This window comes from Fulvimarina uroteuthidis (assembly GCF_034321785.1).
GTDB lineage: Bacteria > Pseudomonadota > Alphaproteobacteria > Rhizobiales > Rhizobiaceae > Fulvimarina > Fulvimarina uroteuthidis.
In genome coordinates this window covers 603,731-624,092 of record NZ_JAXLPB010000002.1, presented here as the reverse complement: position 1 = coordinate 624,092, position 20,362 = coordinate 603,731, and the positions used below count along the sequence as shown (strand labels likewise).

Genomic DNA, 20,362 nt, shown 5'->3' with positions numbered 1-20,362 from the left:
GCCACGCACCTTGCCCGCGAGCGCGTCGCCAGGGAAAAGGCCCTCGGGGCACGGCGCGAAACGCTGCTTTATCTCGATGGCGTCACCAAGAGTTTCGACGGCTTCAAGGCGATCAACAATCTCTCCCTCGTCGTCCAGCGCGGCGAAATGCGGGCGATCATCGGGCCGAACGGGGCCGGCAAGACGACGATGATGGACATCATCACCGGCAAGACCCGGCCCGATTCCGGCGACGTGTTCTTTGCCGGCGACGTCGATCTCACCCAGCACGACGAGGCGGCGATCGCCTCCATGGGGATCGGGCGCAAGTTCCAGAAACCCACCGTGTTCGAGGGCCTCACCATCGAGGACAATCTGCGCCTGTCGATGGACGGGTCGCGCTCGATCTTCCGGGCCCTGTTCCATCGCAGGACCGCGGCGGAGGCCGACACGATCGAGGACATCCTCGACGAGACGCGGCTGACCCAAAAGCGGACCGTGCGTGCGGCGGACCTGTCCCACGGCCAGAAGCAATGGCTGGAAATCGGCATGCTGCTGGCCCAGGACCCCGAACTTCTTCTCGTCGACGAGCCGGTGGCCGGCATGACCGACGCCGAGACGGAAGAGACGGCGCGGCTTTTGCGCAAGATCGCCGAAACCCGGTCCGTCGTCGTCGTCGAGCACGACATGCATTTCGTGCGCATGCTCGACGTGAAGGTGACGTGCCTGCACGAGGGCACCGTCCTGTCGGAAGGCACGCTCGACCATGTGTCGAAGGACGAGCGCGTGATCGAGGTCTATCTCGGACGATGAGGGACGTGGTTCGTGGTGCCGGTTCTGCGTCCCGATCGGGTCCGGTTTTCGATCGCGGCCATTCCGGATCCTCGGGCCCCGTCCCGGGGATCCGGAATGGTTCAGCTCGCGGGCCCATATCGAGGCACTCTCGGTCTCTCTCCGCGCAGCGCAGTCTTGCCCGGCCCATCGCAGCAGACGCGAGAACATCGGAAACGCACGGCAAAAGCCTTTCCACCCATCCGTACAGGGGCGAGACCTCATCATGCTGACCATCTCCAACGTCGATCTCTACTACGGCGCCGCGCATGCCCTGAAGAACGTCTCCCTGGAGGTGAAGACCGGCGAGATCACCTGCGTCCTCGGGCGCAACGGCGTCGGCAAGACCTCGCTTCTGCGCGCCATCGTCGGCCAGCAGCCGATCCGGCGCGGTTCGATCCTGCTCGACGACGAGCCGCTCGGCAAAGCCGCGCCCTATGCCCGCATCCGCAAGGGCATCGGCTTCGTGCCGCAGGGCCGCGAGATCTTTCCGCTGCTGACCGTGCGCGAGAACCTTGAGACCGGCTTTGCCCCGCTCAAGAGCGACAGGACCGTGCCGGACCATGTCTACGAGCTGTTTCCCGTTCTGAAGGACATGCTGTCCCGGCGCGGGGGCGACCTGTCCGGCGGCCAGCAGCAGCAGCTTGCGATCGGCCGTGCGCTGGTCACGCGGCCGAGGCTCCTCGTCCTCGACGAGCCGACCGAAGGCATCCAGCCCTCGATCATCAAGGATATCGGGCGGGCCATCCGCTATCTGCGCGACGAGTTCGGCATGACGATCCTTCTCGTCGAGCAATATCTGGATTTCTGCCGGGAACTGGCGGACCAGATCGCCATCCTCGATCGCGGCGAGGTCGTCCATCGAGGGGTGGCCGGCGATCTCGACCGGGACGATGTCCGCCGGCATCTCACGGTCTGATGGCGGAGCGCTGCCCGATGATCCCGCTTGACCCGGCCGTCCGGCAATGGTCCCCTCGGCTTCCTTCGACGCCGCAAGACAGGACAGGAGCGCCGGGACCGTGACGGCACAGCCCGCCCTCGAGATCATCGCCGATCGCGATCCGGACGCCGCGAGGCCCGGCGTTCGCATGCAGCGCAGCTTCGGCACCGGCCGCATCGTCGCCAAATCCGCCCCGGACGGTGCTACAAGGCTGCAGACCCTCTACCAGGAAGGCTCGGCGCGCATCCGCCTGCCGAACAGTCACTCGAACGGCCGGCTCGAAGCCGTGCTTCTCAACACCTCCGGCGGCATGACCGGCGGCGACCGGATGTCCTGGAACTGCGAGGCGGGACCCGGAACCCATCTGACGCTCGCCAGCCAGACCGCCGAACGGCTCTATCGCGCGCCGCAGGGTCGGGCGGAGACGACGATCCGGCTGGATGTCAAAGAGGATGCCGCGCTCCACTGGCTGGCGCAGGAGACGATCGCCTTCGATGGCGCGGCCTTCTCGCGGACCATCGACTGCGATCTGTCCGAAGGCGCTTCGCTCCTCGTCTGCGAGCCGCTGATCTTCGGGCGCGGCGCCATGAACGAGCGGGTGCGCACCGGCACCCTCCGCGACCGGTGGACCGTGCGCCAGGCGGGCCGGCCCGTCCATGTCGAGGCGCTTCGGCTCAACGGGGCGATCGACGACAAGCTCCAAAGCGCCGCCGTCGCGCGCGGCGCCATCGCCCATGCGAGCGTCCTCCTCGTCGGCCCCCAGGGCGAGGCGCTGGAAGCGCGGGCGCGCGCCATCGTCGGCGATGCGGGTGGCGCGAGCTATGTCGGCGGCAAGCTCGTCGTGCGGATGATGGCGGGCAGCGCGCTCGCCCTCCGCCGCCGTCTCGTCCCCCTTCTCATCCACCTTCGCGGCGGCTATGCCTTGCCCCGCTGCTGGTCCGTCTGACGTCCCTCGAAAACCGGAGTGCTTCTGCGATGATCCTGACCCCTCGCGAAAAGGACAAGCTCCTCGTTGCCATGGCGGCGAACGTCGCGCGGCGGCGGCTGGAGCGCGGCGTCAAGCTCAATCACCCCGAAGCCATCGCGCTGATCACCGATTTCGTGGTCGAGGGCGCGCGCGACGGGCGTTCGGTCGCAGACCTCATGGAGGCGGGCGCAGCCGTCCTCACCCGCGAACAGGTGATGGAGGGCATCGCCGAAATGATCCACGACGTTCAGGTCGAGGCGACCTTTCCCGACGGCACCAAGCTCGTCACCGTCCACGAACCGATCCGCTGAGGGGGGACGACCGGACCATGATTCATCGCCGGCCGGACCTTGCCGGACATCCCCGCCCCCCCCTGCCGCGTGCCGTTCGCGACGGCGGCCATTCCTCACGAAGGCCTGGCGGCCTGTCCGAACGACCACCGGCGCTTCACCATCCCGCCCCGACATCTTTCATGAAATCCAGGAGCTGTCTTCTCATGCGATCCCTGTCCACCCTGTCGATCCTTCTTATAACCGCCGCCGGCGCGCGGGCCCATGAGGTGGCCGTCACGCACACCCATATGGGCGCGTTCGATACGATCGGCCTTCTCGCCGTCCTCGCGGCGGCCGTCGGCTTTGCCGGCTTCTCCCTCGTGCGCCGGAACAGCAGGCGATGATCCCGGGCGAACTCTTCGTCCGCGACGGCACGATCACGCTCAACGCGGACCGCGAGGCCCTGACCCTCGTCGTCGCCAACACCGGCGACCGGCCGGTACAGGTGGGAAGCCATTATCACTTCGCCGAAACCAATCCCGCGCTCGACTTCGACCGGGCCCGGGCCCGGGGCATGCGCCTCGATATCGCCGCCGGTTCCGCGGTGCGGTTCGAACCGGGCCAGGAGCGCGAGGTCGAACTCGTCCCGTTCGGCGGCAACGGCAACATCACCGGCTTTCGCGGTGAATATCGGGCAAGCCGATGAGATCGCTCGTTCGTCTCGGCGTTCTGGGTCTCGGCCTCGGTCTGGGCACGGGCGCAGCCATGGCACAGGACGGCCCGGACTGCGACGATCCCCAGACGCAGCTCGACATGACCATCTGCTCGGCCGAAGCCGCCGGACGGCTCGACGAGCGCCTCAATACGCTCTGGGACGAGGCGAGCCGGATCGCAAGGGAGCGCCAGGGCGAACTGCGAGCCGACGCGTACAATCCGCTATCCGAAGACGATGACGGGCCCTGGGATGCGCTCCTGAAGGCGCAACGCGGCTGGATCGCCTACAAGGACAATCACTGCGCCCTGACGGGCCTGCAGTTCTATGGCGGCTCAATGCGCCCGCAGGTCGAGAACGACTGCCTTGCGGGGCTGACCGCCGCGCGGATCGCCGAACTCGAAGCCTTCATCAATCCAGAGCCCTGAACGAGAACGAGGGAACGCACGATGCCCGCCACCATCTCCCGCGCCGCCTATGCGGACATGTTCGGCCCGACGACGGGCGACCGGGTGCGCCTTGCCGATACCGACCTCATCATCGAGGTCGAAAAGGATTTCACCATCTATGGGGAGGAGGTGAAGTTCGGCGGCGGCAAGGTGATCCGCGACGGCATGGGCCAGTCCCAGGTCTCGCGGGAAGACGGCGCGGTCGACACCGTCATCACCAATGCGCTGATCGTCGACTGGTCGGGCATCTACAAGGCCGATGTGGGCCTGCGCGACGGCATGATCGTCGGCATCGGCAAGGCCGGCAACCCGGATACGCAACCCGGTGTCGACATCGTCATCGGCCCGGGCACCGAGGCGATCGCCGGCGAGGGCCGCATCCTCACCGCCGGCGCGATCGACAGCCATATCCACTTCATCTGCCCGCAGCAGATCGAGGAGGCGCTGATGAGCGGCGTCACCACCATGATCGGCGGCGGCACGGGGCCCGCCCACGGCACGCTCGCCACCACCTGCACGCCCGGCCCCTGGCACCTTCAGCGGATGATCGAGGCGGCGGACGCGTTTCCGATGAACATCGGATTTGCCGGCAAAGGCAATGCCTCCCATCCGGCGGCGCTGGAGGAGATGATCCTCGGCGGCGCCTGTGCGCTCAAGCTGCACGAGGACTGGGGCACCACGCCCGAGGCGATCCGCACCTGCCTGAAGACCGCCGATGAATACGACGTGCAGGTGATGATCCACACCGATACGCTGAACGAGAGCGGCTTCGTGGAATCGACCATCGACGCCATTGCCGGCCGCACCATCCACGCCTTCCACACCGAGGGCGCGGGCGGTGGCCACGCGCCGGACATCATCCGGGTCGCCAGCCTTCCCAACATCATTCCCAGTTCCACCAACCCGACGCGGCCCTATACGGTCAACACCATCTCCGAGCATCTCGACATGCTGATGGTCTGCCACCACCTCGACAGCAACATTCCCGAGGACGTGTCGTTCGCCGAAAGCCGTATCCGGCGCGAGACGATCGCGGCGGAGGACATTCTCCACGATCTGGGCGCCTTCTCCATCATCGCCTCCGACAGCCAGGCCATGGGCCGCGTCGGCGAGGTGATCATCCGCACCTTCCAGACCGCCGACAAGATGAAGCGCCAGCGCGGGCGCCTTTCGGGAGAAACCGGCGAGAACGACAATCTGCGCGTGCGCCGCTACTTGGCGAAAATCACCATCAATCCGGCCATCACCCACGGTTTCGACCGTCATACCGGCTCGATCGCGGTCGGCAAGCGGGCCGACCTCGTGCTGTGGACGCCCGCCTTCTTCGGCGTCAAGCCCGACATGGTGCTGATCGGCGGCACCATCGCCGCCGCTCCCATGGGCGATCCGAACGCCTCCATCCCCACGCCCCAGCCGGTGCACATGCGCCCCATGTTCGGGGCCTACGGCAAGGCGCGCACGAACGCCTCCGTCACCTTCGTGTCGAAGGCGGCCGAACAGAACGGCCTGCACGACCGGCTGCAGACGGCGAAGACGATGGTTCCGGTGGAGAACACCCGCGGCGGCATCGGCAAGGCGGCGATGAAGCTGAACGACGCCATGCCGCATATCGAGGTGAATCCGGAAACCTACGAGGTGCGCGCCGATGGCGAGCTCCTCACCTGCGAGCCGGCGAAGGTGGTGCCGATGGCCCAGCGCTATTTCCTTTTTTGAGGAATATCCTTCGCAAGGATGAATTGCCTGCTTCGGTTGCCGGATCCGATTGATTGTAACGACGAGTGTAGTTACATATGGACTTTGAATGGGATGAAGCGAAAGACATCAGCAATTTTCGCAAGCATACGATTCGCTTCCGAAGTGCAACAGCCGTTTTCAACGATCCCGCGCGTCTGGTGTTCGAAGACGAGCGGGAAGATTATGGCGAGCGGAGATTCATTGTCATGGGCCTGATAGGGCCGCGTCTCTACGTCGTCATTTTCACCGAACGCAGCGGGAAAATCCGCATCATCTCCGCGCGCAAAGGCAATGAGAGAGAGAAGGCAGTCTATGGCAACCGTCCGCTACCGACTTGATCCGAATGAGCCTCCAGAGCCGTCAAAAGAAGAATTGGAACGGTACGACGCTCTTTCGGACGAAGACATCGACTTCTCAGACATTCCGGAGCTGACGCCCGAAATGCTGGCCGAGATGCGGCTGGTCGCGCCCGGCGGTTCCTTGCCTTTGAAGAAGCAGTTGACCATCCGGCTCGATGCCGAGATCGTCGACTGGTTCAAGTCCGAGGGGCGAGGGTACCAGACCCGGATGAACGATATTCTCGCAGCCTATGTGCGCGCGGCGAAAGCCGGATCACGATGATCCGCGCCAGCCAGATCGCGGCGCGGCCCTATGAGGCCGCCGATACCATCACGCTCGACGAGACGGCACGCCATCGCCGCCGCATGGTGCTCACCTCCGATGGCGGCCTGTCGTTTCTGCTCGACCTGCCGGCAGCCAGGCTCCTGCGCCATGGCGAGGGCCTTCTCCTCGACGATGGACGGGTGATCGAGGTGCGCGCCGCGCCGGAAGCACTGTTTGCCGTCTCGGGTGAGAACCCACGCCATCTCCACGCGCTCGCCTGGCAGATCGGCAACCGGCATCTGGCCGCGCAGATCGAGGACGGCCGCATTCTCATCCGCCGCGATCACGTCATCGAGGCGATGCTCACCGGCCTCGGTGCGACGGTCACCCCCGTCGACGAGCCGTTCGATCCCGAAGGCGGGGCCTACGGCGATTCCCATGATGAGAGCCACGGGCATCATCATCACGGGGCTCACACGGGCGATCATGCCCACGCCCATGCCCACGGGGACGCGCATGGCCACTCCCACCATGGCGAAGCGCCGGACATGCCCCAATCGGCTGCCGCAGCGCCTGCCTCTCACTCTATCAAAGCCGGCTAACCAATGGTTTTCCCGCTTGCCCTTCTGTCCTGGCTGTCGCCGGTCTTTCCCACCGGTGGCTTTGCCTATTCGGGCGGCCTCGAAACGGCGATTGCCGAAGAGCGCATCGCAACGCTCGAGGCGCTGATCGAGCGAACGCAGCACCTCGTGCGCGAGGGCACGCTCTGGAACGACGCGGTCCTGATCGCCTGCGCCTTTCGCGCCTATCCGGACATGACCGCTCTTGGCGATCTCGCCCTTCACGCCGCAGCGCTCGCCGGGTCCGCCGAGCGCCTTGCCGAAACACTCGACCAGGGTCGGTCCTTCGCCAAGGCCGTCACGCCCTGGGTGCCGGCTTCGGAGGATGAGGCCCATGACATGGCGGGAGAATCGGCGCTTGCCCAATCGAGACGCGACACCCCCTTCCCCGTCCATCTTGGTGCCGCTGCCGCTGCCCATGGCGTCACGGCGTTGGATACGATCACCGTCTTTCTCCACGCCGCCGTCTCGGCCCAGCTGCAGGCCGCAATCCGCCTTTCACTGATCGGCCAGACCGGTGCCGCCAAGGCGATGGCCGCGCTCGAACCTGCCATTCTCACCACCGCATCCCGCGCGGCCGACGCCGATTTGGGTGATCTCGGCTCCGGCTGCCTTGCCGCAGAGATCGACAGCCTGCGCCATGCGGTCCTCGACGGCCGCCTTTTCCTGTCGTGACGAACCCCGGAGCTCCCTTATGAACGGTCCCCTGCGCGTCGGCATCGGCGGTCCCGTCGGTGTCGGCAAGACGACGCTGACCGCGCGGCTCTGCGAGACGCTGCGCGACCGCTTCTCCATCGCCGTCGTCACCAACGACATCTATACGCGCGAAGACGCGGACGCGCTGGTGCGCATGCAGGCGCTCTCTTCGGACCGGATCGAGGGCGTGGAGACCGGCGGCTGCCCGCACACGGCCATTCGCGAGGATGCCTCGATCAATCTGAGGGCGATCGACCGGCTCAACGCCCGCTTCCCCGATCTCGACATCGTCTTCATCGAGAGCGGCGGCGACAATCTCGCCGCGACCTTTTCGCCCGATCTCGCCGACCTGACCCTTTACGTCATCTCCTGCTGCCAGGGCGACGACATCCCGCGAAAGGGCGGGCCGGCGATCAACCGCTCCGATCTTCTCATCGTCAACAAGACCGACCTTGCGCCCCATGTGGGCGCCGATCTCGAACGCATGCGATCGGACGCGAAGGCCGCACGCAAGGGCCGCGCCACGGTGTTTGCCGATCTGAAGCGCTCAACGGGCCTTGCCGATATCGTGGCGTTCGTCCTCGACACCGGCGGCCTTGGCGAAACCACCGGAAACTCAAGGCGATAGGGGCGGAAATCTTCCCAATCCCGTGAGCCTTCCGCCGGAAGGCTTCCCTTGCCGGTCCCTTTTCCGATATCGTCGGCCAGGAACCGGTGCATCGGGAGAACCGATCGAGCGTCAGGCACCGTGTGACCCTGAGGAGGAGAAGTTTACGTGTCCAGACATTTGTTGAGTATCGCCGCGGCGTTCGTCATCGTCCCGTCGCTCGCATTCGCCCATGGCCCGACGCGCCAGAAGACAAGCGAGAGCATCGAGATCAACGCCGCGCCCGACAAGGTCTGGGCCGTGCTCGGCGAGTTCTCCGACATGTCCTGGCATCCGCAGGTCACCTCGGTCAAAGCGACCGACGGCAACAACAAGGGCTCGATCCGGACCATCACCTACGCCTCCGGCGAGACGATGGAGGAGGAACTCTCCCGCTACGACGCCGACAAGATGCGCTTCGGCACGTTCATCGGCCAGACCAACATCAAGGTCATCCCTGCGACGAACTATTCGTCCAACGTCTCGGTCAAGCCCGGCGATGCCGAGGGCACGTCCGAGGTCACCTGGAGCGCGGCCTTCTATCGCGGCTATCCGAACAACGATCCGCCGGCGGAACTCAACGACGAAGCGGCCGTCACGGGCGTTGGCACCTACATCACCGAAGGTCTCGACGGTTTGAAAAAGGCTGTCGAAGCCGGCTCGTGATCCCGCGGCATTCGAGGCGGCGGGCGCGCGCGCGCCTGCCCCTCCTCGCCGGCTTCACGATGGCGGCTCTCGCGTTTGGTTCGCCGGCTCATGCAGGTGAACGGGCCTTCGTCACCAACCAGGATGGCGAGACGGTTTCCATCGTCGAACTCGACACGATGGAGGTCATCGGTTCGATCCCGATGGACGGCAAGCCCGCCGGCATCGCGGTCACCGACCGGTACGCCTATGTCTCGCGGCCGGAGGCCAAGGCCATCGGCGTCATCGATCTTCGGTCCGGCGCGGTCCTGCCCGACATCGAGACCGGCGGCGGGCCCCTCGGCATCGCGGTTCACCCGTCCGGCAGCCCGGTCTACGTCGCCGACTGGTTCTCCCATTCGCTGCTCGTCGTCGATCCGGAGACGCGGACCGTCACGGCACGGTTCGAAACGGGCGAATCGCCCTCCGGCGTGGCGGTGTCCGCCGATGGGACGATGATCGTCACCGCCGATCGCGATTCCGACCAGGTCTCCTTCATCGATGCGAAGACCGGCGAGGCGCTTGCCCGCGTCGGCGTCGGCAAGCGCCCGTTCGGCGTGACGATCTCCCCCGATCAGCGCCGGGTCTATGCCGTGAATGTCGGCAGCGACGACGTGACGGTGCTCGATATGACGACACGCGAGATCCTCGCGACGGTTCCAGTCGGCTCGCATCCCTATGCAGCCGCGGAAGCCAATGTCAAGGTCTTCGTGACCGACCAGTATGGCGGCACGCTCTCCGTCTTCGACGCGGGGACATACCGCGCGCTCGGCGAGATCGCCATCGGCGAATATCCCGAAGGCATCGAGGCGAGCGCGGACGGACGCTTCGTCTACGTCGCCAACTGGTTCGACGGCACGCTCGCCAAAGTCGACACCGACACGCTGGACATCACCGAAACAGTCGACGTCGGCAATGGGCCGCGCGCGTTCGGCAACTTCATCGCCGGGAAGGCGACAGGAAAGGACAAGGGACGATGACACACGTGACCCTCTCTTTGCGCGTCCGACGCGTTCTCGCCGCCGGCTTCGCCGCGACGCTTTTTGCGGCAGGCCCGACCCCAAGCTTCGCACAGGCCGATCCCGGCGCAGCGCCCGCCCCGGCGGAAGCGACGCAAATCGCGCCGCCAGAGGCATCGGCAACGCCACCGGCAGCCCCCGCCGCCGGATCGATGCCGGTTCCGGCCCGGACTGTCGTCGGCCCCGGCGGAGCAACCGTATCGCTTCCCGGCCAGACGGCCAGCGCCTCGACCGCCGATTATCCGACGATCGTCGCGGCCGACTACGTCTTCGGCTGCATGGCCACGAACGGCCAGTCGCGCACCGCGCTCGAACAGTGCTCCTGCTCCTTCGACGTGACGGCATCGCTGATTTCCTATGTCGACTATGTCGAGGCCTCGACCTTCCTTTCCATGGGGCAGGTGTCGGGCGAAAAGGGCGTGCTCTTCAATTCGAGCGCCCGGGCCAAGGAAGCGGTCGGCAATCTTCGCCGGGCCCAGGCCGAAGCCGAAGTGCGCTGCTTCGAATAGACATCGATGACAGGCCGCGACGAGCCCGTGCTCCCATCAGCTCGTCACGGCGAGGAAGCGGACGCGCGGGGATCGTAGCCTGCCCGGGGGCTCCGGCAATCCGTCCTGCGTCCTGGCGCATCGGGTGCGAACATGCGGATAAGGCGCCCGCGCGCCGATGATCGACGACCTACAGGCCGAGCCGCGCCAGGATGTCCTCGAGTTCCTCGCTGGATCGGTAGTCGATCTTCAGGCTGCCCTTGCCGCGCTTGCCCTTGAGGCTCACATTCATCGCCAGATGGTCGGCGAGGCGCTGTTCGAGATCGACCATGTCGGCGCTCGGTGTCCTCACGCGGGACGGAGGTTCCTCGCCCTGGCCTGCGCCAAGATCGGTCACCGCCTCGCCGGAGTTGGCAGTACCGCGCGCCAGATCTTCCGCCTCGCGCACGCTGAGACCCTCCTTGACGATCAGCCGGGCCATCGCCTCCGGATCGTCGGCGCCGATCAGGGTGCGGGCGGCTCCCGGCGACAACGCGCCCGTCACGATCATCTCGCGAACCCCTTCGGGCAACTTCAGGAGCCGCAGCATGTTGGCCACATGGCTACGGCTCTTGGCCAGCGTTTCGGCCAGATCCGCCTGCGTGTAGCCATGCTCGTCGATCAGCCGTTCATAGGCCAGCGCCTCCTCCACCGCGTTGAGGTCGGTGCGCTGCACGTTCTCTATCAGTGCGATCTCGATCGACTGGCGGTCGTCGATATCGCGCACGACGACCGGAATGTTTTCGAGGCCCGCCGCCCTTGCCGCGCGGAACCGGCGCTCGCCCGCCACGATCTCGTAGCTATTCGCCTTGTCCGGGTTCGGGCGCACCAGGAGGGGCTGGACGATGCCGTGCTTCTTCACCGACTGGGTGAGATCGGCGATATCCTCCTCGCCGAAGGTTCGGCGCGGATTGTTGGGATTGGCCGTGACCGCAGCGAGGGCGACCTCACGGTCGGGACGCACCACGGCGTCCGGCTCGCGCTCGCGCCGCGACGCCTGGAAGCCGGACCGGCCTTCCGTGCCGATCAGGGCGGCAAGGCCCCGGCCCAGTCTCTGGCGTGATCGATCTTCGCTCATCGGTTCGGTCCTGTCGTCGTTCCCGGTCTCGCTTGCGTTCACGGTGCGGGGCTTCATCATGCCGCCACCAGCCGTTTCTCGCGCTGGATCACTTCCGATGCGAGCGCGATATAGGCTTGGCTGCCAGGGCATTTCATATCGTAGAGAATCGCCGGCTTGCCGAAGGACGGCGCTTCCGACACGCGTACGTTCCGCGGAATGACGGTCTGGTAGACGCTGTCGCCCATATAGGCGCGCACGTCGCGCACGACCTGGGCGGCGAGATTGTTGCGGCCATCGAACATGGTGAGGACGATGCCGTGCAGGTCGAGATCGGGGTTCAGCCCGTCGCGCACCTCTTCCACAGTCTGCAGGAGCTGGCTGAGACCTTCGAGAGCGAAGAACTCGCACTGGAGCGGCACGAGGACGGAGTCCGCCGCGGCCATCGCATTGATTGTCAGGAGGTTCAGCGAGGGTGGGCAATCCATCAGCACGAAATCGTATTTCGCGCCCCCCTCCTCGTGCCGGGCAAGCGCGTCGCGCATCCGGTAGGCGCGTCGGTCGGCGCTCGATATTTCCATTTCGAGCCCGAGAAGATCGAGGGTCGAGGGGATGAGGAACAGCTCCGGCACGACCGTCGCCATCGCGGCCGCCTCCACCTCCGCGCGCTCCGTCAGCACGTCGTAGGAGGAGATCTCGCGCTCGTCGCGGTCGATGCCGAGGCCCGTTGAGGCATTGCCCTGCGGGTCGAGATCCACGAGCAACACCCGCTTGCCGACGGCGGCGAGCGCCGTTGCAAGATTGATGGCGGTCGTGGTCTTGCCCACGCCGCCCTTCTGATTGGCTATGGTGATGACGCGCATGGCGGGTTTCATCATCCTTATCGATCGGCGTTCAAGGGGTCTGCTCGCATCCAGGGTCCGGACGGCGGGCCCCGACACGCGTCTTCGTCCCGTTATCGTTTCTGATCCGTTCGTTTACAGCAAGGACTTCGATCAAGCCATGCCGTTGGCACCGCCAACGCGCAAAACTGACGGCGCATCATAGTCGCTTGCCGCTTCAACCGGTATCCCGAAGCCATCATCGTCCACCGGTTCCATGCGGTCATCGGCCGTCCCGGCGCGGTCTCATGCCCTCCGGCGCCGCTTGATGCCGGCGATTTCCAGGATGACCGAGCCTTCCGAGAGCGGCGACGCATGCTGCTTCACCTCGAACGACCAATGGGCACGGGCCGTTTCCATCTCCGCATCATGGTTCGCGCCCTTGGAAAAGAAACACCGCGCGCCCGGTTTCAGATGGGGGGCGACGAGACCGCAAAGCGTGTCGAGCGAGGCCAGAGCCCGCGCCGTGATAATATCGGACTGGGCGAGCGCCTGCCCGCAGGTCTCGATCCGCCGCGCATGGACATGGGTGTTGAGCCCCAGATCGTCCGCGACCGCCCGCAGGAATGTCGCCTTCTTGCCGACGCTCTCGATCAGATGGACGCGGCTCGCCGGTCGCACGATCGCCATGACGATGCCCGGCAAGCCGCCGCCGGAGCCGAGATCCGCCGCTGTCTCGAAGCGCGGCACAAGCGCGATGAGATGCATGGAATCGGCGATGTGGCGCTGCCAGACCGCTCCGAGCGTCGAGGTGGCGACAAGGTTCATCCGCGTCTGCCACTCGGTCAGGAGCGTGACATACCGATCGAGCGCAGCAAGTGTTTCACGTGAAACATCGAACTCCGCCTCGAACCGGTCCCGGCCTTCCGTCTGAAGCCTCGCCAGCGCCTCCGGCTCCATCCCGAGGGATTTCGGCTTACGCTCGCCTGCCGCCCGACCCGTTTGCGCAACGGGCATGGCCGCATCGGCCCTCATCGCATCGGCCCGCCCCTTCGTCTCAGGCGGCCCTCCGTCCTCACGGGGCCCCTTGTCCTCACGCGGCCCCCTGTTCTCACGCGGCATGTCTGACCTCGCCGCGCCGGATCGCCACCAGAATGAGCGCCAGGGCGGCAGGTGTCATGCCGTCGATCCGCTCGGCCTCGGCAAGCGTCGCCGGACGCCGGACCGCCAGCTTCTGGCGAAGCTCGTTGGACAGACCCGACAAGCTTTCGAAATCGAGGGCCGCCGGTATCATCCGGTTCTCGTCACGCCGCAGCCGATCCTGGTCCTTGCGCTGGCGGTCGAGATAGACGTCGTAGGCCGCCTCGATTTCCGTGCGCTCGCGAACCGTCCCGGTGAGGGCGCGCAGTTCCGGCCAGATCGCCGAAAGCCGGTCGAGATCGATGTCCGCCTGGGACAGGAGTTGCCAGGCCGAGCGGCGGCGTCCGTCCTTGTTCAGCGAAAGCCCATGGCGCTCCGCCTCGTTGGGGGTGAGCAGGCGCTCCTCGAGCATTGCCCTCGCCCATGCCAGCCGTTCTTCGCTCTTCAGGAACCGCTCGGTCCGCATGCCACCCGCAATGCCGAGCTCGATCGCCAACGGCGTCAGCCGCCGGTCCGCATTGTCGGAGCGCAGCGACAACCGGAATTCGGCGCGCGACGTGAACATGCGATAGGGTTCGGACACGCCGGTTCGCGTCAGATCGTCGACCATCACGCCGAGATAGGCATCGGCGCGACCGATCGCGACGGGTTCGGATTTGCCGGCAAAGCAACCTGCGTTCAAGCCGGCTAACAGGCCCTGCGCGGCGGCTTCCTCGTAGCCCGTCGTTCCGTTGATCTGGCCGGCCAGATAGAGCCCCCTCGCCCGCCTGACGCTTAGATGGCGATCGAGCTCGCGCGGGTCCACATGGTCGTATTCGACCGCATAGCCCGCCTTCCGGATCTCGACCCGCTCGAGCCCGGGAATGGACCGCAGGAATTCGCGCTGCACCTCTTCGGGCAGCGATGTCGAAAGCCCGTTCGGATAGACGGTGTCATCGTCAAGTCCTTCCGGTTCCAGGAAGATCTGATGACCGTCCCGGTCGCCGAACTTGACGATCTTGTCCTCGATCGACGGGCAATAGCGGGGTCCGACGCCTTCGATCTGGCCGGAATAGAGCGCCGATTTCTGGAGATTGTTCCGGATGATCGCGTGGGTCGCGGGCGTCGTGCGCGTGACGCCGCAGGCGATCTGCCGGTTGGTGATCCGGTCGGTGAGATAGGAGAACGGGACCGGCGTCGCGTCGGCCTCCTGGCTGTCGATCGCCGCCCAGTCGATCGTGCGGCCGTCGAGCCGCGCCGGCGTCCCGGTCTTCAGGCGCCCGAGGGCGAGCCCAAGCCGCCTTAGCGTCCCGGAGAGGCCCATGGAGGGATCTTCGCCCATGCGGCCCGCTGGAATGCGCCGGGTGCCGATATGGATAAGCCCCGAAAGGAACGTGCCCGTTGTCAGCACGACCGCCGCGCAGCCGATCCGCCGCCCGTCGGCAAACACGACGCCGGCAACGCTCGGCCTCTCGTCGATATCGAAATCGAGGTCGAGATCGAAGACATCACCTTCGACGACGGTGAGATTGTCGTGGGCCGCAATCCGCGCCTGCATCGCGTCGCGATAGAGCTTGCGGTCGGCCTGGGTGCGCGGCCCGTGCACCGCCGGACCCTTGCTGCGATTGAGCAACCGGAACTGAATGCCGGCAGCGTCCGCCACCTCGCCCATCAGCCCGCCGAGCGCATCGATTTCGCGCACCAGATGGCCCTTGCCGATGCCGCCGATCGCCGGATTGCAGCTCATCGCACCGATCGTATCGAAGCGGTGGGTGACGAGAAGCGTTTTTGCGCCTAGCCGCGCCGCCGCACTGGCCGCCTCGCAGCCCGCATGGCCGCCGCCGATGATGATGACATCGGCTTTCTCGGGGAATGGCCGGTCTGCGTGGGGATTGGTCATCGAAAAGTCCTTCTTGCGGCTGTCTACGCGCCGAATGCCGGATGAAATGCGGAGCCGTCCGGGGTCCATAAGCACCAGGACGACCGCATCCGACCCGGCCCTGCCACATGTCGTTCAAGGGACACGAGCGACAGCCCCTCATGCCAGGCTGTTCCCATGGTTCGACCCGGCTCCACACATTTCACATGCGCCCGGTCATATTCCTATGGATCGGACCAGCGAAGCCTGGTTGCCGACACAGGGGAACAGCGGTTCGCACGAATAATCGCATGCAATATGAGCGTTGCCATGTCTATAATCGTTCGAGGAAGAACCGGCAATGTCGCCCGACCGAACGGACATGCCCGACTGTTCAAGCAAAGTTCGGGCGTCGACCGAACTGGTGGAAGATTTGAGATGAGCGATCTTCGAGACTTCGAGCCCTGGACCCTTCCGGAATTCTTCGCCTGGCAGGAGGGTCAGAGCGAGCGGTTCGAGCTGGTCGGCGGCTTTCCGCTGAAAATGATGACGGGGGCTTCGAACCGCCACGATCTCGTGGCGGTCAATATTCTCGCCGAACTCCGCAACCGATTGCGCGGGAGCCCGTGTCGTCCCTTCACGGCCGATGGCGCCGTCGAAACGTTTCCAGGCCAGATCCGGCGCCCCGATGCCGGCATCGATTGCGGCAAGGCCGATCTCGATGCCTATATGGCGAAAGCGCCGACGGCGGTCTTCGAAGTGCTCTCGCCATCGACACGGGATTTCGATCGGATCCGCAAGGTGGAGGAGTATAAATCGGTCTCGACCATGCGCCATATCGTGATCATCGAACCGACACTCGTCAGCCTGGTTCATGTGTCCCGAACGTCCGGCGACGCTGTGTGGGAGACTGAAATGCTGAACGGGATTGATCAAACGCTGGACCTGACGGGTGCCGGTATCCAGATCCCGGTCTTAGAAATCTATGCGGGTCTCTTCGACTGACGGCTGCGTGCTTGGATCGCAACCACGGCTCAAAGAGACATCGGGCGCTCATCGCAGCATAGGACGAACGCCCTCACCCATGGAGCCTGTTTGTTTCACGTGAAACAAACAGGCTCAGTTCCCCGGCAGGAAGAACTGAAGAGAACGCCGCAGCGAAAATGAGCCGGCTTATCAAGCATGGCATGGCGCCCGAACTGATCCATGTGACGCCAAAACGCCACGGCATGCCTGCGATCGAGAATACCCGGTGCAACGGGCCCGATGAGATGATCCCATGAAAAAGGCCGGTGCTCCCCTTCCATGATCGGAAGAACAACACCAGCCTCGTTCTCTGCCAAAAAAGCCTGCGGGAAGCGCGGGCCTGAAGCCTGACGCTTCAGCCCCGATCAGCCGATCTTACGCCGCCTTGCGGGACTTCTCGAAGCGCTTGCGCTCATGAGGGTCGAGATAGAGCTTGCGAAGACGAATGTTCTTCGGCGTCACCTCGACGAGTTCGTCGTCCTGAATCCAGGACAGCGCACGGTCGAGCGTCATGCGGATCGGCGGGGTCAGCTTCACCGCTTCGTCCTTGCCGGAGGCGCGCATGTTGGTGAGCTTCTTGCCCTTCAACACGTTCACTTCCAGATCGTTCTCGCGGGTGTGGATGCCGATGATCATGCCGGCATAGACCTTCACGCCCGCATCGATGACCATCGGGCCGCGATCTTCCAGATTGAACATCGCATAGGCGACGCTCTCGCCGTCTTCCGAGGAGATCAGAACGCCATTGTTGCGTCCGGCGAGTTCACCCTTGAACGGCTGGTAGGAATGGAACAGGCGGTTCATGATCGCCGTGCCGCGCGTATCGGTGAGAAGCTCGGACTGGTAGCCGATGAGACCACGAGTCGGCGCATGGAAGACCAGCCGCTGGCGATCGCCACCCGATGGGCGAAGCTCCTTCATCTCGGCCTTGCGCTCGGACATCTTCTGGACGACGACACCCGAATGCTCCTCGTCGACGTCGATGACGACCTCTTCGATGGGCTCCAGCATCTCGCCGTTCTCGCCCTCTTTCATCACGACGCGCGGACGCGAAATGCCGAGCTCGAAGCCCTCGCGGCGCATGGTCTCGATGAGGACGGCCAGCTGCAGCTCGCCACGACCCGATACGTAGAACGAATCCTTGTCCGCCGCTTCCTCGATCAGCAGCGCGACATTGCCTTCGGACTCCTTCATCAGACGGTCGCGAATGACGCGGCTCGTCACCTTGTCGCCTTCGGTGCCGGCCAACGGGGAGTCGTTGACGATGAAGCTCATGGTGACTGTCGGCGGATCGATCGGCTGGGCGTGAAGAGGCTCGCTCACGGACGGATCGCAGAAGGTGTCGGCGACCGTGCCCTTGGAAAGGCCCGCGATCGCCACGATGTCACCGGCTTCGGCATAGTCCAGCGGCACGCGGTCGAGACCACGGAAGGCGAGGATCTTGGAGATCCGGCCCGATTCGAGCTGCTTTCCATCGCGGTCGAGAACCTTGACCTGCTGGTTCGGCTTGATCGATCCGTTCTGGATGCGGCCCGTGATGAGACGGCCGAGGAACGGGTTTGCCTCGAGGATGGTGCCGATCATCTTGAACGGCTCGTCGGGGGTGCCCGTGCTGGGCTCCGGCACATGGTCGAGAATGAGATCGAACAAAGGCGTCAGGCCCTGGTCCTGCGGACCATCGGGCTCGGTCGCGAGCCAGCCGCCGCGGCCCGAACCATAAAGAACCGGGAAATCGAGCTGCTCCTCGGTCGCGTCGAGCGCCACGAACAGATCGAAGATCTCGTCCAGAACTTCCTTGTGGCGCTCGTCGTGGCGGTCGATCTTGTTGATCGCCACGATCGGCTTGAGGCCGACCTTCAGGGCCTTGCCGAGCACGAACTTGGTCTGGGGCATCGGGCCTTCGGCGGCATCCACCAGGATGACCGCGCCGTCCACCATGTTGAGGATACGTTCCACCTCGCCCCCGAAATCGGCATGGCCCGGCGTATCGACGATGTTGATGCGCGTATTGTTCCACTCGACCGACGTGGCTTTCGCCAGGATCGTGATCCCACGTTCCTTTTCGAGGTCGTTGGAATCCATCGCCCGTTCCTGGGTGCGCTCATTGTCGCGGAACGTGCCGGACTGGGAGAGCAGCTTGTCGACGAGCGTGGTCTTGCCATGATCGACGTGGGCGATGATCGCGATATTGCGAAGCTTCATGAAGTTCACCGGTTTGGAGACGGAAATTGACCAAACGAGCGGAAACGGCCGACGGGCGAATTGGACGCCCCGGCCGGCTGCCGCTCATTATTCTTGGGGGACCCTATACAGGATATTACGCAAGTGCGAAAGGCCACCGGCCTTCTGTCACGAAAAGGTCTTGATCAGTCGCCGTTGGGCTTCGGGGTGGCGCCTGGCGCATTGCGCAGTCCGGACCGGATCGCATCGAGGTCGATCCCGACGGGCGGCGTGGGGATGCGGTAGTCCGCATTGGATCCGGCGCCCGGCGTGTAGGAGTAACCGCTTCCCGACGACGATGTCGCCATGCCGCCGCCTTCACCACCGAGGCTCGTCGCGCCCGACGTTCCCGCATTGCCGGACCGGGCGAACGCGCCGGCATTGATCTCCCCGATGGAGGACGAACCTTCGGTTGCCCGAAGCGTGTTGGTGTCGTTCGGCGAGGAGGCGCCGGTTCCCGGACTGATCGAGGACCCCGCGCCATCCGGACCGCCAAGATCGGCCCCCGGTGCGGTGGTCGAACCCAGACCGCTGTCCGCACCGCCCAGATCGGCGCCCGGCGCCGTGGTGGAATCGAGACCGCCATCCGTACCGCCGATCCCGGAACTCCCGGTTCCGAACGAACCCGTCGAAGAGCCCGTGCCGACGCCGCCGGTCGTCGATCCGCCGCCGGCCGGGTTGCCGAGCGACGAACCGCCGCCGACACCGCCGCCGACCTGCGCGACCGCGGGAAAAGCTGCAAGGCAGCCGGCAAGGGCGAGGGGAGCGAGAAGCGAGAGCTTTTGAATACGCATGGGCCGGTTCTCGAACGATCGGAAAAGGATGCTTACACGTTCACATTGGCCTTGCAACGGGAAGTTCAAGCCTTCCCGGCCGGTGCCGGCCGGACAGGCGATCCACCCGCCCTCGGCGGTTCATCGGCGAATGATCGCCCTGCCGCCGGTCGCCGGATGCGGCCTTTGCGGGGGAGCGGTGCGCCGAAGGTCGCGCCCGCGGCTCTGACCCCGCGAAATCGCACTTCCGCCGATCGCCGACGGCCCTTCCCGCGCAAAAATCTCCGCGGAGACGCCGTTGAGATCGGGCCGTCCAAGAATGGCCTGGCGCGCGGCGGAGTTTCCCGCGTCCGGCCGGATCACCTTCGGCCTCAGATAGCTGTCGTCGAAGGGCTTGCCGTAGCGCCGCTCCGCATTGGTGTCGCCGAAGATCTCCGCACCGGGAATACCCGGCCTCGTTCGCGGCGCACCGACGATCGGCAGGTCGGCCATGGACGTGCCGGGCAGGGTGCCTGCGGGCCCCGGACCGAGGGGTTGGGCCAATGTTCCAGCCGGCATGGCGCACAGGCCCAGCATCGCAGCGACGGCAATCGGGAGCAACCGCCCAGGAACGATCGATGTCCGGCGCGATCGGGCGAAGCGTCCGCGATCTGCGGTGAGGAAGGCGGACATTTGACTGGCCGAGACGTCGAGGGGTGCGATCATGGGCGCCAGCATCGCACGGTTCGAAGAGGGATGGAAACTCACGTGCCCGCGAGGTCCCCCGCGGAAGCTGAGACGGGGAGGGGAGGGCTCCAGCGAAAGAGCCC

24 protein-coding genes are annotated in these 20,362 nt (G+C 65.4%); 17 read left to right on the top strand and 7 right to left on the bottom strand.

What is annotated here, in order from left to right; translation table 11 throughout:
* Nucleotides 1–63: 63 nt before the first annotated feature.
* From urtD to U0C82_RS18940, 16 genes are all read left to right on the top strand, one after another.
* On the top strand, nucleotides 64–792 hold the full coding sequence (gene urtD, locus U0C82_RS07760) for an urea ABC transporter ATP-binding protein UrtD (protein WP_322186872.1): 729 nt from the start codon (nucleotides 64–66) through the stop codon (nucleotides 790–792).
* A 244-nt stretch (nucleotides 793–1,036) separates the two neighbouring features.
* The gene (urtE, locus tag U0C82_RS07755) at nucleotides 1,037–1,729 is read left to right on the top strand and encodes an urea ABC transporter ATP-binding subunit UrtE (protein ID WP_322186503.1); all 693 of its coding nucleotides are present in this window, start codon (nucleotides 1,037–1,039) and stop codon (nucleotides 1,727–1,729) included.
* Between the two features lie 100 nt (nucleotides 1,730–1,829).
* Nucleotides 1,830–2,696: an urease accessory protein UreD gene (locus U0C82_RS07750; protein ID WP_322186502.1), complete on the top strand. Its 867-nt coding sequence runs from the start codon at nucleotides 1,830–1,832 to the stop codon at nucleotides 2,694–2,696.
* A gap of 29 nt (nucleotides 2,697–2,725) precedes the next feature.
* Nucleotides 2,726–3,028, top strand: coding sequence for an urease subunit gamma (locus tag U0C82_RS07745; RefSeq protein WP_322186501.1), 303 nt, complete (start codon nucleotides 2,726–2,728; stop codon nucleotides 3,026–3,028).
* A 185-nt stretch (nucleotides 3,029–3,213) separates the two neighbouring features.
* Complete coding sequence (locus tag U0C82_RS07740) at nucleotides 3,214–3,393, top strand: hypothetical protein (RefSeq protein ID WP_322186500.1); 180 nt, start codon at nucleotides 3,214–3,216, stop codon at nucleotides 3,391–3,393.
* A complete protein-coding gene (locus U0C82_RS07735; protein ID WP_322186499.1) occupies nucleotides 3,390–3,695 on the top strand; it encodes an urease subunit beta in 306 nt (101 codons plus the stop codon). The genes U0C82_RS07740 and U0C82_RS07735 overlap by 4 nt, the downstream gene beginning before the upstream one ends.
* Nucleotides 3,692–4,129 (top strand): lysozyme inhibitor LprI family protein, encoded by a 438-nt coding sequence (locus U0C82_RS07730; protein ID WP_322186498.1) that lies wholly within the window; start codon nucleotides 3,692–3,694, stop codon nucleotides 4,127–4,129. Before U0C82_RS07735 ends, U0C82_RS07730 begins: the two co-directional genes overlap by 4 nt.
* A gap of 21 nt (nucleotides 4,130–4,150) precedes the next feature.
* Nucleotides 4,151–5,863: an urease subunit alpha gene (ureC, locus tag U0C82_RS07725; RefSeq protein ID WP_322186497.1), complete on the top strand. Its 1,713-nt coding sequence runs from the start codon at nucleotides 4,151–4,153 to the stop codon at nucleotides 5,861–5,863.
* Nucleotides 5,864–5,940: 77 nt separating this feature from the next.
* A complete protein-coding gene (locus tag U0C82_RS07720) occupies nucleotides 5,941–6,222 on the top strand; it encodes a BrnT family toxin (RefSeq protein WP_322186496.1) in 282 nt (93 codons plus the stop codon).
* Nucleotides 6,197–6,505, top strand: coding sequence for a BrnA antitoxin family protein (locus U0C82_RS07715; protein WP_322186494.1), 309 nt, complete (start codon nucleotides 6,197–6,199; stop codon nucleotides 6,503–6,505). The genes U0C82_RS07720 and U0C82_RS07715 overlap by 26 nt, the downstream gene beginning before the upstream one ends.
* Nucleotides 6,502–7,089: an urease accessory protein UreE gene (locus tag U0C82_RS07710; protein WP_322186493.1), complete on the top strand. Its 588-nt coding sequence runs from the start codon at nucleotides 6,502–6,504 to the stop codon at nucleotides 7,087–7,089. Before U0C82_RS07715 ends, U0C82_RS07710 begins: the two co-directional genes overlap by 4 nt.
* Nucleotides 7,090–7,092: 3 nt before the next feature.
* A complete protein-coding gene (locus U0C82_RS07705) occupies nucleotides 7,093–7,782 on the top strand; it encodes an urease accessory protein UreF (RefSeq protein WP_322186492.1) in 690 nt (229 codons plus the stop codon).
* Between the two features lie 19 nt (nucleotides 7,783–7,801).
* Nucleotides 7,802–8,431, top strand: a complete 630-nt coding sequence (gene ureG / locus U0C82_RS07700) for an urease accessory protein UreG (protein ID WP_322186491.1) — start codon at nucleotides 7,802–7,804, stop codon at nucleotides 8,429–8,431.
* 147 nt (nucleotides 8,432–8,578) lie between these two features.
* The gene (locus U0C82_RS07695; RefSeq protein WP_322186490.1) at nucleotides 8,579–9,115 is read left to right on the top strand and encodes an SRPBCC family protein; all 537 of its coding nucleotides are present in this window, start codon (nucleotides 8,579–8,581) and stop codon (nucleotides 9,113–9,115) included.
* A 59-nt stretch (nucleotides 9,116–9,174) separates the two neighbouring features.
* Nucleotides 9,175–10,113 (top strand): YVTN family beta-propeller repeat protein, encoded by a 939-nt coding sequence (locus U0C82_RS07690; RefSeq protein ID WP_322186489.1) that lies wholly within the window; start codon nucleotides 9,175–9,177, stop codon nucleotides 10,111–10,113.
* A 191-nt stretch (nucleotides 10,114–10,304) separates the two neighbouring features.
* On the top strand, nucleotides 10,305–10,661 hold the full coding sequence (locus U0C82_RS18940) for a hypothetical protein (protein ID WP_416186652.1): 357 nt from the start codon (nucleotides 10,305–10,307) through the stop codon (nucleotides 10,659–10,661).
* A gap of 169 nt (nucleotides 10,662–10,830) precedes the next feature.
* Here U0C82_RS18940 and U0C82_RS07680 read toward each other — a convergent pair whose 3' ends face one another.
* The 4 genes from U0C82_RS07680 to mnmG form a co-directional block, all read right to left on the bottom strand.
* Nucleotides 10,831–11,757: a ParB/RepB/Spo0J family partition protein gene (locus U0C82_RS07680; protein ID WP_322186487.1), complete on the bottom strand. Its 927-nt coding sequence runs from the start codon at nucleotides 11,755–11,757 to the stop codon at nucleotides 10,831–10,833.
* 56 nt (nucleotides 11,758–11,813) lie between these two features.
* A complete protein-coding gene (locus U0C82_RS07675) occupies nucleotides 11,814–12,614 on the bottom strand; it encodes a ParA family protein (protein WP_322186486.1) in 801 nt (266 codons plus the stop codon).
* Between the two features lie 249 nt (nucleotides 12,615–12,863).
* Nucleotides 12,864–13,574 carry a 16S rRNA (guanine(527)-N(7))-methyltransferase RsmG gene (gene rsmG, locus U0C82_RS07670; RefSeq protein WP_322186485.1) on the bottom strand — a complete coding sequence of 237 codons (711 nt, stop codon included), beginning with the start codon at nucleotides 13,572–13,574 and terminating at the stop codon, nucleotides 12,864–12,866.
* Nucleotides 13,575–13,668: 94 nt separating this feature from the next.
* Nucleotides 13,669–15,576: a tRNA uridine-5-carboxymethylaminomethyl(34) synthesis enzyme MnmG gene (gene mnmG, locus U0C82_RS07665; RefSeq protein WP_322186484.1), complete on the bottom strand. Its 1,908-nt coding sequence runs from the start codon at nucleotides 15,574–15,576 to the stop codon at nucleotides 13,669–13,671.
* Nucleotides 15,577–15,972: 396 nt separating this feature from the next.
* On the opposite strand from mnmG, the gene U0C82_RS07660 reads away from it, so the two are divergent.
* On the top strand, nucleotides 15,973–16,539 hold the full coding sequence (locus U0C82_RS07660) for a Uma2 family endonuclease (RefSeq protein WP_322186483.1): 567 nt from the start codon (nucleotides 15,973–15,975) through the stop codon (nucleotides 16,537–16,539).
* A 396-nt stretch (nucleotides 16,540–16,935) separates the two neighbouring features.
* Here the strand turns inward: U0C82_RS07660 and typA are convergent, their stop codons facing one another.
* From typA to U0C82_RS07645, 3 genes are all read right to left on the bottom strand, one after another.
* On the bottom strand, nucleotides 16,936–18,762 hold the full coding sequence (gene typA, locus U0C82_RS07655; protein ID WP_322186482.1) for a translational GTPase TypA: 1,827 nt from the start codon (nucleotides 18,760–18,762) through the stop codon (nucleotides 16,936–16,938).
* Between the two features lie 164 nt (nucleotides 18,763–18,926).
* Nucleotides 18,927–19,574, bottom strand: a complete 648-nt coding sequence (locus tag U0C82_RS07650; RefSeq protein WP_322186481.1) for a hypothetical protein — start codon at nucleotides 19,572–19,574, stop codon at nucleotides 18,927–18,929.
* Between the two features lie 120 nt (nucleotides 19,575–19,694).
* Complete coding sequence (locus U0C82_RS07645) at nucleotides 19,695–20,300, bottom strand: hypothetical protein (RefSeq protein ID WP_322186480.1); 606 nt, start codon at nucleotides 20,298–20,300, stop codon at nucleotides 19,695–19,697.
* Nucleotides 20,301–20,362: the final 62 nt, after the last annotated feature.